The organism is Paenibacillus sp. JNUCC 34 (assembly GCF_058269055.1).
This window is the reverse complement of the sequence record NZ_CM177770.1, coordinates 825,845-839,739: the sequence shown is the minus strand read 5'-3', so window position 1 is coordinate 839,739 and position 13,895 is coordinate 825,845. Positions and strand designations below refer to the sequence as shown.

The 13,895-nt window shown below is 47.6% G+C and carries 10 protein-coding genes; 2 read left to right on the top strand and 8 right to left on the bottom strand.

Going from position 1 to position 13,895, the window contains the following annotated elements; genetic code table 11:
• Positions 1 to 90: 90 nt before the first annotated feature.
• From AC2TF5_RS03685 to xylA, 3 genes are all read right to left on the bottom strand, one after another.
• The gene (locus tag AC2TF5_RS03685; protein WP_491300916.1) at positions 91 to 2,433 is read right to left on the bottom strand and encodes a YcdB/YcdC domain-containing protein; all 2,343 of its coding nucleotides are present in this window, start codon (positions 2,431 to 2,433) and stop codon (positions 91 to 93) included.
• A gap of 296 nt (positions 2,434 to 2,729) precedes the next feature.
• Complete coding sequence (gene xylB, locus AC2TF5_RS03680; RefSeq protein ID WP_491302799.1) at positions 2,730 to 4,226, bottom strand: xylulokinase; 1,497 nt, start codon at positions 4,224 to 4,226, stop codon at positions 2,730 to 2,732.
• Positions 4,227 to 4,351: 125 nt separating this feature from the next.
• The gene (gene xylA / locus AC2TF5_RS03675; protein WP_491300915.1) at positions 4,352 to 5,668 is read right to left on the bottom strand and encodes a xylose isomerase; all 1,317 of its coding nucleotides are present in this window, start codon (positions 5,666 to 5,668) and stop codon (positions 4,352 to 4,354) included.
• A gap of 240 nt (positions 5,669 to 5,908) precedes the next feature.
• Between xylA and AC2TF5_RS03670 the strand changes: the two genes are divergently transcribed.
• Positions 5,909 to 7,081 (top strand): ROK family protein, encoded by a 1,173-nt coding sequence (locus AC2TF5_RS03670; RefSeq protein WP_491300914.1) that lies wholly within the window; start codon positions 5,909 to 5,911, stop codon positions 7,079 to 7,081.
• 141 nt (positions 7,082 to 7,222) lie between these two features.
• Complete coding sequence (locus tag AC2TF5_RS03665) at positions 7,223 to 7,420, top strand: hypothetical protein (protein WP_491300913.1); 198 nt, start codon at positions 7,223 to 7,225, stop codon at positions 7,418 to 7,420.
• Between the two features lie 186 nt (positions 7,421 to 7,606).
• Here the strand turns inward: AC2TF5_RS03665 and AC2TF5_RS03660 are convergent, their stop codons facing one another.
• From AC2TF5_RS03660 to AC2TF5_RS03640, 5 genes are all read right to left on the bottom strand, one after another.
• A complete protein-coding gene (locus AC2TF5_RS03660) occupies positions 7,607 to 7,849 on the bottom strand; it encodes a glutaredoxin family protein (protein ID WP_208917740.1) in 243 nt (80 codons plus the stop codon).
• A 56-nt stretch (positions 7,850 to 7,905) separates the two neighbouring features.
• Positions 7,906 to 8,847: a thioredoxin-disulfide reductase gene (gene trxB / locus AC2TF5_RS03655; protein WP_491300912.1), complete on the bottom strand. Its 942-nt coding sequence runs from the start codon at positions 8,845 to 8,847 to the stop codon at positions 7,906 to 7,908.
• 129 nt (positions 8,848 to 8,976) lie between these two features.
• Positions 8,977 to 9,987 (bottom strand): leucine-rich repeat domain-containing protein, encoded by a 1,011-nt coding sequence (locus tag AC2TF5_RS03650; RefSeq protein ID WP_491300911.1) that lies wholly within the window; start codon positions 9,985 to 9,987, stop codon positions 8,977 to 8,979.
• A gap of 139 nt (positions 9,988 to 10,126) precedes the next feature.
• Positions 10,127 to 12,151: a heavy metal translocating P-type ATPase gene (locus tag AC2TF5_RS03645; protein ID WP_491300910.1), complete on the bottom strand. Its 2,025-nt coding sequence runs from the start codon at positions 12,149 to 12,151 to the stop codon at positions 10,127 to 10,129.
• Between the two features lie 364 nt (positions 12,152 to 12,515).
• The gene (locus AC2TF5_RS03640; protein ID WP_491300909.1) at positions 12,516 to 13,640 is read right to left on the bottom strand and encodes a PEP-utilizing enzyme, TIM barrel domain protein; all 1,125 of its coding nucleotides are present in this window, start codon (positions 13,638 to 13,640) and stop codon (positions 12,516 to 12,518) included.
• Between the last annotated feature and the right edge of the window lie 255 nt (positions 13,641 to 13,895).

Genomic DNA, 13,895 nt, shown 5'->3' with positions numbered 1-13,895 from the left:
ATAACCCAGGGCCTGAGGCTACTAGTTTTGTCGACCAAGCACGAAATACGATAGCGATGGTGGTTGCAACTACCCTACTAGCCGCTTTTTTTACCACATCATATATTCATTCAAAAACGAGTCGCTTTTACCAACCATTTCGGATAAACGCAAAAGTACTTCAGCCGCCTCTGCACGTGTTACTATCCGCCCCGGCATAAACTTTCCATCCACAGCTTGAAGCAAGCCTAATTTCATCGAGATGATTGCAGCTCCCCGGTTCATAACCGAAGATGAATCGCTGACTCCCGGAATTTCGTCACCCTCGGTAAAGGAAAGCCCTAACTTCTCATACTTCAACATTTGGGTAAGCATTAAAGCCAGTTCATCTCGGGTTAATTTCCGATCCACACTAAAGTTATCTGCCGGTTCATATGGAAGCCAACTCTGGGAAACCAGAGTCTGTATTGCCTTGTAGTAAGGACTTTCTGGTAGTAGACTGCCGTATGGTTCCGTATTGCCTCCGTAATAATGATCAAGTGATGAATTCAGGGCTCTAGCGACGAACAGGTACCATTCTCCAGTCGATATTTCCTGATCTGGCAGAACCTTACCATCTGCATTAGGGATCATCACACGATACTGCACCAACTTATCAAGCGCAGCCTGAGACTTATGACCTTGTGTATCCTTAGCCGGGATAACTTCCTTGCCGTTATACTCAGTAGACATCGTCTCACGCCACTTCCCTGTTAGTGCATCCAATGGCATCGCAATTCCATAGAGTTGGTTATTATTATCTTTCCGAACTGGAGAATATACTAGCTTTGCAATTAATTGAACCGATTCGTTACCTGACATATAACCACCATATTGGGAAAACTTAAGCTTCAATTCCGTTTCCTTTAAAAACTCTGCCTTTGCTAGTTCTACCGAGACAACCGGTTTACTGTTTAACGGGAGTTCAGAGAAGTCCGCGATAGAGTAGTTACTGAAGTGGCTAAGCTGGCCCTCTGTTCCGATAGAAATTGAAAGAGATTCGTCCGAGATCGATATGCCGCCTGCATAGCGTGTAAATGAGAATTGATAATTCTGAAATGGTTCATTCTTCCCTGGCTCGGTAACACTCGTGAGCTTCCACTCCTGTGCCGCATCCGGGGCCAGCTTCGAGATTATGTTAAATGCCATTTGTTCTGCTTCCTTCTTCGAAATGCTCGTGGAAGGTTTATCCTGCTTAACTTCCATTCCCATACGGAATGGATAATGGCTGTATGAGTAAATCTTGCCTGTTGTTGCATCGACCTCCGCCATGATCTGGTCCCCGCCATAAAGAGAGTCGGAGCCTTTCCAGCTGATATTCCAGACTTTGACCTCCTTATTATCCCATAGATGACTGAGTCTTTTGGAATCGGCCTTGTAGCCATTCGGGATGTTAATATGGGATTCCACCCACTTCGCTGCGTCATTTCCATTGGACAAAGGCTTGGGTGAAGGTTTGAACACATCGAGCCCTGCCGGAATGTCAATGGGCTTGAATTGATCCGGTTTAGGCGGTTCTCCTAAATAGTCCAGTTTGCTGCCAGTATTGGCATCGATAGCAAGGCTGGACTCAGTCTTCGGTACATACCCTAAAAAATAAGGACCTTTACGCGCACCATTCACCGAGGTAGGGATGTATGAAAGCTCTACTGTGAATGATTCCTCATATAGCTTTCGTGCCTCTTCCGCTGATATTTTGGCTTTAGCAGATGGTATTTTCGCTGTGAACTGTTGTCTGTTGAAAGAAGTCACTCGCCCCTGTTGATCTACACTCATGCTGATCTGATCCGCATCAGACGGTATGCCGTCAATAGACATATTGTAATAAAAATCGTATGTTGTCGGGCTAAACAATGATTTCGTCATGCCTAAGTAGAGCGAATTTTCAGTTAAGTCGTTTACATTAACACTTTTTATATTTTGTTTGATCCATTCCAGTGCTTTTTGGGAAGCCTCTTCCCGGCTCAGCTCCGGCCCTGTCTCTCCCCCTGCCATCAACAGCAAATTACGTGGAAGATAGACAGATACAATATCGCCCGTTTCTGCATTTACTGAAGCACTGAAACCGGAGCTCGTATTCCCTCTTTGATAAGAAAACTGAATATCCCATACTTTCATGCCGGAGTTTACATTGTTCTGCTCGCTGAATTCGGCATATGTCACATTCGCTTTTTTCAACAGCGGGAACAATTTCTTTATGCTCTCTTCCGCTTGTTTGGAAGATATTTTGGCTCCATCCGGAACATCTGAATTCGTTACCTGCGCCATGTTTTCTAAATCTCCTGCGGCTTGAGCTCGGGTAACGCTCACGACGTTGCTTGCATCCCCCCATACAGGCTGAGCAAGACAGAGCATGGCTGTAACGGCACATACGGCAGACTTGGTTTGAACTAACTTTTTGGACTTGTTTTTCAATCCTTTCGCTCCCTTCACTTGGTTGGATCCATACCTTACTCTTACATGAGTGGTGTGTACGACTTGAAAAGAAAGATCAGTGTAGCAAGGACATACAGGTCCCTAAAGTAGAAACGTTTATTATGGCAATCTGGTTATGCCCCGTTACCATGATAATTTTTCAACATAAAAGAGTCACATAGGATGTCACTCTATTCCTTATGTCTCCCGCCTTAAAAAGATGACCTATCCTGTCCAAAAATCACTCTATCATCACAAAAAAAGCCAACCAAGGATTCATTCTTGGTTGGCTTACTTTAACCGCGATACTCTGCTAATTGACCGCTCAGCTGACGGGTTGCCCCGTACACACTTTGATACAACGGAAACAGCTTCTCGTAACTCGCGGCAGTTTCCGGGTTCGGTACGTATTTCTGCGCTGGACGCAAAAAAGCTGATGCACAAGCCTGCAGACTAGGGAACCAGCCGCAGCCGTAAGCCGCCAACATCGCAGCACCCATTGCAGGCCCCTGTTCACTTTCCAGCTTCACAATCTCAGCGTCCAAAATATCCGCCTGCATTTGGAGCCAGTTCTCGTTCTTCGCTCCTCCGCCGATCGAGATGACAGTGTCAATCTTTTTGCCGGATGCCCTCAGAATGTCAATTGACTCCCGTAAGGAGAACGTAATCCCTTCAAGGACGGCCCGAGCAAAATGTGGAAGCTTGTGTCCCGCGTCCATGCCGATAAAGCTGCCGCGGATGTTAGCATCCGGGTGCGGAGTGCGTTCGCCCACGATATACGGCGTGAACAGCAGACCGCCGCTTCCCGCGGGAATGTCGCTGATACCTTCCAGCAGTTCATCAAAGGAAACACTAGGAGCAAACGTCTTCTTGAACCACTCCAAGCTGTATCCGGCTGCAAGCGTAACGCCCATAATGTAGAAAGCATCTTTCTCACTGTGGTTAAAAAAGTGAACCTTTCCTTCAAAATCCACCTCTTTACGTTCCTCGTAGGAAAGCACCACGCCGGAAGTGCCTATGCTGCACATTGTCTGGCCTTCTGCAAGGATGCCTGCACCAATCGCTCCACAAGCATTGTCAGCACCGCCTGCAAACACCTTCGTTTCCGGCAGTAAGCCGGACTGTTCTGCAATTTCAGGCAGAAGCGTACCACACAAGTCATACGATTCAACCAGCGGCGGACAAATGTAGTGTGGCAGCTGGAATGCATCCAATATTTCGCTGCTCCAAGCTTTGCCTGTCACATCCAACAGCAGCGTGCCTGCCGCATCTGAATAATCCATGGCATATTTCCCGGTTAGCTGGTAGCGTACATAATCCTTCGGCAGCAGGAACAGCGAAGCTTGATCCAGTAGTTCCTGCTCAAACTCCTGAACCCACAGAATTTTCGGCAGAGTAAAGCCTTCCAATGCCCGGTTGCGGGCGATGCCAAGCAGTTTATCCTGCAATGTCTCCTCTATCCGTCGGCATTGGGCTGTCGTCCGGGTGTCATTCCACAGAATCGCCGGACGAAGTACAGTCCCCTCTCCATCAATCAGCACCAAGCCGTGCATTTGGCCGGAAAAGCTCAATCCCTCAATCTCCGACGGCTCGATAGCGATCTCTTCCATTAACCGCTTCAAGGACAACAAGGTCTTCTCGACCCAATCCTCGGGCCGCTGCTCACTATATCCCGGCTTGGGCTGGCTCAGCGGATATGACTCCGAATGCTCAGCCACCACTTTGCCTCTGCGGTCTACAAGTACAGTCTTTACCGCACTTGTACCAAGATCGACTCCGATCACATAACTCATCATTATTCCTCCTCAAGGTTGGCCGCAGCAGGAGCAAATCATGGCTCTGCTGAAACCTTAGGGTGAAACAACTTCACCGGCCACCCTTCCGGGAGCCGGTGAAGTTGTTAATTATCCGTTATTACTTAGTCAGCAAGAATGTACTGGTTGAGCAAGCCTTTAAGCATTTCTTGACGTCCAGATTCATTCTTTCGTGGATTCTCGTTGTTCAGCGCATACTCGGCCAAGGAAGCCAAAGTGGCTTTACCGGATACAACATCTGCTCCAATGCCTTCAGTGAAGCTGCTGTAGCGTTTCGCGATGAAGTCTTCGAACACATGATCCTCGATCAGCTTGGCAGCCACTTTGAGGCCTTTAGCGTAAGTGTCCATACCTGCGATATGTGCCAGGAACAGATCCTCAGGCTCGAAGGAAGGACGGCGTACTTTAGCGTCAAAGTTAACACCACCGCGGCCGAGACCGTCATTCATGAGCACTTCATACAGTGTCAGTGTTGCATCATAAATGTTAACCGGGAACTCGTCGGTATCCCAGCCGATTAGCATGTCGCCTTGGTTCGCATCCAGCGAGCCAAGCATACCGTTCAGGCGGGCAACACGAAGCTCATGCTCGAATGTGTGTCCGGCCAAGGTTGCATGGTTTGCCTCAAGATTCAGTTTGAAATGTTTGTCGAGGCCGTATTTTTGCAGGAACGAAATCGTAGTAGCCGCATCAAAATCGTATTGGTGCTTCGTAGGCTCTTTCGGTTTAGGCTCGATCAGGAATTGGGCGTCAAAACCGATTTCCTTCGCATAGTCGATTGCCATATTAAACAGACGTGCGAGGTTGTCCAGCTCAAGACCCATATCAGTGTTCAGCAGTGTCTCGTAGCCTTCACGGCCTCCCCAGAATACATAGTTCTCTGCTCCAAGGCGTTTGCCCACTTCCAGACCTTTCTTCACCTGTGCTGCAGCATGTGCGTACACATCAGCATTACAGGTTGTGCCTGCACCGTGCATGTAGCGCGGGTTCGTGAACATATTAGCTGTGTTCCACAGCAGCTTCTTGCCGCTGGATTTCATGTTCTCCTCAATCATGTCCACAATCGTGTCGATGTTACTGTAAAACTCACGCAGATTGTTCCCTTCCGGTGCAATATCTACATCATGGAAGCAGAAGAAAGGCATATTCAGTTTGTCCATAAATTCAAATCCGGCCTCAACGCGAGCTTTAGCGAGGTCCATACCGGAAAACTTGCCCCAAGGACGAACAGCCGTGTCAGCGCCGAACGGATCAGAACCACCCGCAGTTAATGTATGCCAATAAGCCATGGCGAAACGGAGATGCTCTTCCATTGTTTTGCCGGCCACAACTTCATTCGGATTATAAAATTTAAACGCATATGGATTCGTTGATTTGCTACCTTCAAATTCGATCTTGTTAATGTTGTTAAAATAGGCCATGAGATAAATCCTCCCTATTCCTGATTAATATGTGTTTACCGCTTACAACGCTATACTAGCATACGACTATAACTTTGTCTATTGGTTAAACTAAGTGAATTGGACAGGTTCTTATTAGATCCTTCATCAACCGCTTCTTATCTGCAAGAGCCATTCTTGACGTGTTGACAATCTCTATTTTTTCCGCCTAGACTATGAGCATATCTTACAATTGATTTCACTTCTGAAGGATGGGTTACCATGACAAATATCACCGGTGATCAAGCACTGGTTAAAAAAATAAATACGTCTATTATACTGAATACAATCATCCGCTTTGCCCCCCTCTCCCGCGCAAAGGTTTCGGAGCTAACCGGACTGAATAAAGCAACCGTATCCAATCTGGTGCTGGAGCTGTGCGACAATCATCTTGTACAGGAGATCGGACCCGGTGAATCAAGCGGCGGACGAAAACCGCGAATGCTGCTATTTAACGGAGAAGCCGGTTATGCTGTTGGTGTGGAAATTCGTCTCAAGCAGATGATGGCGGTACTAACAGATCTTGAGGGTCGGATTATTGCAGAAGAAGAATGTATGCTAGAACAGCACGATGTCTCATCTGTGCTAGATATGATGGTTCACATGATTAATGGATTGATGAAGCTTGCCCCTATTTCCCATTACGGTATCGTTGGTGTCGGAGTAGGTGTGCCGGGTATGGTGGACGGTGACGGCATGGTTCTTTTTGCGCCTAACCTCGGATGGGAAATGGTTCCGCTTCAGCAGCTCCTTGAGGATGAAATCGGCGTACCGGTCACCATCGACAATGAGGCCAATGCCGGAGCCCAAGGAGAACTTCGCTTCGGAGCTGGACGTGATGCAAGGCATCTGCTGTATATCAGTGCCGGAAGCGGTATCGGTTCAGGCATCATCATCAATGGGGAATTGTATAAAGGAGCTCGGGGATATGCCGGGGAAACCGGACATATGACAATCGAAGCAGACGGGAAGGAATGCTCATGCGGAAACCGGGGCTGCTGGGAGCTGTACGCCTCGGAGAAAGCCTATGATCTAACAAGGTCTACTCTGCCTTCACGCCGGACTACCGAATTGGTCAAGCTTGCTGAGCAAGGCCATGCAAAAACGATTGACCATTTTTCCGAAATGGGACGCTATCTTGGCGTGGGTATTACGAATCTGGTCAACGGGTTCAACCCACAATCGGTCGTAATCGGCGGCCCTCTGTCAGATGCACGTGACTGGATTGGAGACACCATGCAGAAGGTTGTCTCCGAGCGAACACTGCCCTACCACCGTGAAGAAATGGAGATTCGTTTTGCCGAGCTTGGCAGCCGTTCTACGGTCATCGGAGCCGCTTACTCTGCTGTTTCACAGTTTCTCGGACCTGTACGTGTGTCAATGCCTGTAAATTGACGTAATTTCGCCTCATTTTTTAAGAAGTGACTAAGGTAAAAACCGCCAGTTTACTATATAATGAATTTCATATATGTGATATATGTCACCATGAAATGCGAAATGCATACAGGGAAGATACAGATAGGAGAGGAACGTTTCATGACTTATGTTGATACATCGGATATTTCGGCGCAGATGTTTGTAACCGTGCTGCTGTTTCTCTTGGTCATTGCGCCATTATTCAGTCTGGCTATTCTGCGCCTCTTTCAGGGTAAGAAAAAAGCAGGTCTACTGCTGATCGTTTCGGGAATCGCCGTATATGCAATTTTTCAGCTCATCATGATGATCTTTTTCTAACGGGAAAGAAACTACGAAAATATGATAACGGAATCAAGAGACATCAACTTTCAGGAATAGGCCAGGTTACGGTCCTCTCCTAGTGATACTCGGTCGCTGCGAGAAACATAAGCTTGATACAAAAGGGCTCTTCCCTCTCACTTGGGAAGAGCCCTTACTATGTTTAAGCGAAAAGCTTACCGCCTATTATGCTTCGGTCTGCGGTGCCAGCGCTTTGTTAAACTGCAGCTTGTTCATACCCATAATGCGATGCTCGCCAATGATCGTCAATGGAACAGCACGTATCCCCATATCCCATACTTGCTGTGCAAACTCGTCGTTTGTTTCGATGTTTCGTTCTTCATACGCAATCCCTTGCTCGGACAGGAAGCTCTTTACTTGCTTGCAGTGAGGACAGTTGTTTGATGTGTAGACAATAACGTTTTCCATGAATGACATCACCTCTGATAGTATTTTTACTGATAATGCAGCCTATATCAACCAGTTTACATCACGATCGCGCTGTGTTCCAAACTCTCAATGTACTTTTCTGTGTCCATTGCCGCCATACAGCCGCTGCCTGCTGCTGTAATCGCTTGTCTGTAGCGGGTATCCTGCACGTCACCGCAAGCAAAGACACCTGGAATATTCGTCTCGGATGTTCCTGGTGTAGTAACGATATAACCGTTTGGATCAGTTGTAATGGCACCGCCGAGGAAGCTGGTGTTAGGATGATGGCCGATTGCCACAAATACGCCGCTGGCTTCAATAACTTCTTCTTTACCTGTTTCGTTATTCTGTACCTTGATGCCTTTCACGCCCTGCTCATCCGCAATGACTTCAAGCGGTGTGCGGTTAAGCGCCCAATCGATTTTTTCGTTGGCACGAGCGCGGTCCTGCATGATTTTGGAGGCGCGCAGCTCATCACGGCGATGAACCAGCGTTACTTTGGAAGCAAAACGGGTCAGGAAGTTTGCTTCTTCCAGCGCAGAATCCCCTCCGCCGACCACAACGATCTCTTTGTTTCGGAAAAAGAAACCGTCACATGTGGCGCATGTGCTTACACCACGGCCCACGTTATCCTGCTCTCCAGGAATACCCAAATATTTTGCAGTAGCACCCGTCGAAAGAATCAGTGTTTCGGTAACAACTTCACCCATGCCTTCAACGTTCAGTTTAAAAGGACGCTCTCCGAATTCCACGCTGTTGACCCAACCCGTACGGAATTCCGCACCGAAGCGTTCTGCTTGCTTACGCATATTATCCATCAGCTCAGGGCCTTGAATACCGTCTACAAACCCAGGAAAGTTCTCCACCTCTGTTGTGGTGGTCAGCTGTCCACCAGGCTGTGGTCCTTCAATAACTAGTGGGCTGAGGTTGGCGCGGGCCAAATAAATAGCAGCCGTGAGGCCGGCAGGTCCTGTACCAATAATAACGGATTTGTACATCTATGATCTCCTCCTATATGTAATATAGCATCTTATTTATAATAATTATAAATTAATATTAATTATGATTATTTCAAGGGAACCTGTCAATACGTATTGCCACATATGTATGAAAATTGTGAAAATATTTTAGTTATCGCAAAAAGGATTATTGTCCAGATTAACTTGCTGAAGCTTTGTCATTCGCTGTAGAAATGATGGTTCTTTCAACAGACCATTATTGTTCATATATAAAGATTTTAAATTACCCAAAAACTCTATCTCTTGCGGCAGCTCTGTAATGGCTGTATAGCTAATATGCAAATGTTCCAGATTGGTCAGCTTTCCGATTTCCGGTGGAAGCTGTGTAAGGGAAGTTTCCCCTTTCGGAATAATCGTGAATTGATCTGTTTTAGAATGATAGCTTCCACAACATATCGTTAAACTCTTCAAATTAATAAGTCTGCCGATATCGGCTGGAACACCCTCCAGATCTGCTGTATAAATGGTAAGACTATCCAGTTCCGTCAGGTCAAACAGAGCAGGCGGCAACCTGCGCACCTCCTGTTCAAAAATTGTCAGCTCTTGCAAACTTTGAAGTTCTGAAATACGGTCCGGAATTTCTTCGATACCGTACATCTCAATGGCCAGCTTAGAGGGCTGGTGGTATATAGCATCCTCCAAAAAAAGATCAAAATCATTCTTGTATTTTGGTAAACGGAAAAAGAGCCCTGGTATTGACTCAGCTAGAGCAACCGCCTCTCCTTCATCCAGATTCATTCCGGCCAGTTCCTCATGTGCAACAACATATAAATAATCATTCTCCCGCTCATCCCAAAAGCATAAATCCTCGGGTAGGTGCGGATGCATCCACGCAAAGAGGCTATCCGCTGTTTCCTTCAATATCTTCCCCGCTTCTGGGCAGCAGTTATATACATAGAAGGTCCCTTTACTGTAAGCTATAGCGTTGTCAGGATACATTTCACCCATATTCCGTGTCTCGATCAAAAAAGGCTTTAACATGGTTAAAGTTTTTTGGCCACTTTCCGAAAGATACAGGTTGTGGCGGCTCGCCAGCACAAAAAACTTGGATTTTTCCACAGCATAATCTATCAAACGCCTATAAGCCTCTCCCTTAACATCACAATAAAACGGTAACATTAGCTTTTCACCTTTTCCGGAATAAACAATCGTCTTTGATGATACATAGCTATCCTTTGAGTTGCAAACATCTTAATTTTCACTTCCAAATAAAAAAAGAGGCAGCTCCACCTTTTTCAGTAAAGTGCCTCTTTATCCATTATTTTGTGCGAAGCAGTCGAAGTCCGTTCAGGATGACCAAAATCGTACTGCCTTCATGGCCAACCACGCCCAGCGGAAGCGCAACACCTGCCACAAAATTCGTTACAATCAGTGTCAGGATAACCGTAACCGCAAACATCATATTTTGCTTCACGATTCGCTGTGCCTTGCGGGCCACCTTGACGGTTCCGGCAATTTCCTCGATATTGTCATTCATCAATACCGCATCAGCCACTTCCAACGCAGTTCCGCTGCCGGTTACGCCCATACCGATGCCGACCGTGGCTGTTGCCAGCGCTGGAGCATCATTCACTCCGTCACCAACCATGACGACATGACCATGCTCTTCACGCAAGTTCTTCACATGCTCCACTTTATCTTCCGGCAGCAGATCCGAGAATACCATGTCGACGCCTGTTTGTTTAGCGATTACCTGAGCGGTTGCCTTCCGGTCGCCCGTTAGCATGGCTACCTTAATACCCAGCTGTTGCAGACGTTTCACCGCTGCAACTGCCTGCGGACGTACCGCGTCCTGCAGAGCGATCATTCCGACTACAGCATCACCCTCCAGAACGACAGATACCGTCTTACCTTCCGACTCTAATTTTGAACGGATAGCTAACCAGTCCGGGGCATTTCCGGGGGCCTCAGTAACGGATACTGCACTCATTCCAGCTCCCGAGACACCGTCAACCACTTCATGATGTTCGCGATCCAACACATCACTTTTTCCGATCTTCCACAGCTTGCCTTCAACTTCGGCCTGCATCCCCCATCCAGTTAAAGACTGGGCGTTCTCAGCGACGTGAAGCTCAATGCCTTCCTCTACAGCTTTGCGAACAATAGCTACAGCCAGAGGGTGCTTGGACATGCTCTCCACGGATGCGCAAATCGCAAGCAACTCTTCCCGTGTAAACCCATCACCCGTAATGAAATCGGTAACCTCTGGGGAGCCGAGCGTCAATGTTCCTGTCTTATCGAACGCAACTACTGCGGTGCGTGCCATATTCTCGATATGGGCGCCACCCTTAAACAGCACCCCTTTGCGGGCACGATTCGAAATGGCGGACAGCATAGCCGGCATGATGGACGACACCAGTGCACACGGAGAGGCTACAACGAGAAATACCATCGCTTTATAAAACGAAGTGTCCCAATCCCATCCGAGAATTGGTGTGGTCAGTCCGATCAATGCTACGGTAACAAATACTACCACACGGGCATAAATCGATTCAAAACGTTTAATGAACCGCTCAGATTCAGGAACCTCGCTTTCGGCTTCCTCTACCAATTTAATAATTTTGGCAAAAAGAGTCTCTCCTGCCGCCTGAGTTACTTCAATATAAAGAACACCTTCTCCGTTCAACGTACCGGCAAACACATCATCACCTACGGCTTTATCCACCGGAACAGACTCTCCGGTAATCGATGACTGATTGACGGAAGATCCGCCACGGTATACCTTGCCATCTGCCGGAATCAGTTCACCTGGCTTTACGAGGATCAGATCACCGATTTCCAATTTAGAGATAGATACCGACACCATCTCTCCTCCTTCAATACGGAGAGCTGTCTCCGGCTGAAGCTCCATGAGAGAGGAAATGTCCTTCCGGCTCCGTTCCATGGTGTAACTCTCTAGTGCACCGCTTAGTGCAAAGATAAAAATCAGCATCGCGCCTTCGTTCCAGTAGCCGATTGAAGCTGCACCAAGAGCTGCAGCAATCATCAGCAAATTCACATCCAGGTCCCGCTCTTTAATAAGGGTTTCTACACCTTCCCTCGCCTTGATCCAACCACCAATCGTATAAGATACCACATATAAAGTAACAGACAGCCATTCCGACCATTGACCTACGATCCATGCGATAAACATCAGAAGTCCACTGCCAAGCGCAGCAAGCACCTCCGGATTAGACAGCAGGCTGCGAAGGTCCCATTTACCCGAATGACGCGGTTCCCGAGGGCCATCCCCCTTCTCTACAGACGATACCAATCCGGCCGGCCCATTGTGTAACCATTCCATATCTAATCACCTTCCTAATTGAGAATGAAATCCATTATTACTACCCTTAAAACGGCACATGCTGCCCCGGCTAAGCCGGAGCAGCATGCTAATTGAGAATGAGAATCGTTTTTGTCCTAGTACAATTTATTTTCCTTAGAGCAACTTTATACTTTTATCATACCCATAACCTGCCTATTTGTAAATATACTTTCGCCTAATTTTTTGCATCACGTTGTCATCAAGCAAGAACGCGCTTAATCGTTTTCGGCTTGTCCCGCCTGTCCATATCAAAAAGTCCGGGGATCTGAAGGGACCACCCGAACCAGCTTGCTCTTATTAATGGGAATAGATACTCTCTAGGGAAATATCTGCTCTTATTTCCTTAAGCTTCCTCCGCAGCAGGTAAACGGTTCAGCATCCATTCCAATCGAACGCCCGCAAGACGAACAGCTGCCATCGAGGTTGGTGCACAGCATACCCCTGTCAGACCCAAGCGGTATACCGTTCTCAGGTCGGATACGTTTACTTCCCCACCCGCCCTAATTCCAATATGCGGTTTCACACGCCGTATTCGCTGAATCGTTTCTTCCAGATTATTTTGCAGCAAGGCTGGACTAGCCCATTCCGTAATTGGCTCTTTCAGCCCCACTCCTCTCCATGCTCCTTCTAAGGAACCCTTCCCATCCATTAAATGCAGTTTCGGGACACTTTCCGTATCCATAACGATAACGTCCGCGAAGCGGGCAATGTCCGCTGCATCCGATGGTGATATATCCGGGTGAAGCAGCGCTCCGATCTTTATATCAACTGAGGGCTTTAGATGACACAGCGTCTGGCTTCCGACCTCTTCAATGAAATCAAGCGCTTCCGTAAAATCCGCTGAATCCAGCGGCCAAATTGCCAACAGCTCCAGCTGGCAATCCAGTCCTTCTTCCTGGCAACGCGCGACCGCACGATACACCGATTCCAGTTGGATATCCTGAAGTTCCAGCCTTTCTTGAGAACTGCATTCTGCCCCAGTATCCCATGCAAGGCTAACTGCACACGTGTAACCTCGGGCTGCTTGGAGAACACAGACCCATTCCTCCGTCCATAACGAAATCAGACGGAGTCGGTAATGCTGTTTCTCACTTTCTCCCCGACTTTCCATCCAGTCACGGTATACTTCACTCAACGGCCCACCTGAATGAAGCGCAGCTTCCCCTCTCATAAGGCCGATTCCCTGTGCACCGCGTTCCATGCCGGCAGAAGCCTGTACCAAGCTGGCCGCACGGGATAGCACTTTCAGCCTCCTCTTCTCATCGCTCCAGCCGAGCAGACGCTGAAGAGAAGACTGATCTTTGCCTGAGGCTTCCTTTTTTCGTACCGCTTCCTCTATGTCTTCGGGAGCAGCCAGCAACAGCAAGGCTTCTTCGTGGGTAATCCCGCCAGTCATCGCCAAATCACTCAACAAATCCACATCAGTGATATTTCCAGCCGGACGCTCCCGGTCACCTCTGTTGAACATGTCATAAAAGCGCTTCCCCAATTCAGTGCCATTTCCTCGTTTCCCCTCGGTCATGATTATCGTTCTACCCCTTTTCACTTGAATTGGTGGTTCTTTCGCCTTCCCTAAAGATTATTATGAAGGATCAGGAAATATACAAACGGGCTTCGTTTTGAGGTCTATAAATAACTTTACTCCGAAATCTTTACTTTCTTATATTCTTAAAAATAGGCACCCTCCTCAGTTAGTCTGAGAAAGATGCCCCTGTATGTCGAT